This is a genomic window from Arthrobacter sp. 2RAF6 (assembly GCF_052115205.1).
Taxonomy (GTDB): Bacteria; Actinomycetota; Actinomycetes; order Actinomycetales; family Micrococcaceae; genus Arthrobacter.
Genome location: NZ_JBFRGF010000119.1, coordinates 1 through 605 on the forward strand (window position 1 = coordinate 1; position 605 = coordinate 605).

1 protein-coding gene is annotated in these 605 nt (G+C 72.9%); it reads left to right on the forward strand.

Translation table 11 applies throughout. The annotated features are described in order from the left end of the window. A partial coding sequence (locus AB4Z38_RS25760) for an HNH endonuclease signature motif containing protein (protein ID WP_441432343.1) occupies positions 1-605 on the forward strand: 605 nt, incomplete at both ends.

Consider the following 605-nt stretch of genomic DNA (forward strand, 5'->3'; position numbering starts at 1 on the left):
GACACCGCCGCCGGGATCTGGGAACGGACCACCGCCGCCGCCCGCGCCCTCCAAGGCCCCGCCGAGACCCGGACCCTCGCCCAGCTCCGCGCCGACATCACCGCCACCTGGCTCCTCACCAACAACACCGGCGCAATGCCCGACGGCGGCACGGTCGACGGCGGGGCGGGACTGGGCATGAGCGTGGGCGGGGCGGGGCTGGTTCCGTCCCCGCGGGCGCAGGTCCTCATCACCGTCCCGGTCCTGTCCCTGCTGGGCGCCACCGAGGAACCGGCCATCCTGGACGGGTACGGGCCGATCCCGCCGTCCATGGCCCGGCGCCTGATCGCCGACGGCGCCGATTCCTTCCGCCGGGTCCTGACCGACCCCCGTGACGGGGCGCCCCTGGAAATCGGACGCACCAGCTACCGCCTCACCACGGCCATGCGTCAATGGCTGCGGCTCCGCGACGGCAAGTGCCCGTTCCCCGGCTGCAACAACCACTCCCTGGACAACGAAGCAGACCACCTCCTGGCCTGGGCCGACGGGGGCACCACCGGCATCTCCAACCTGGGCCAACCCTGCCCCAAACACCACCGCCTCAAACACGGATCCGGATGGACCCC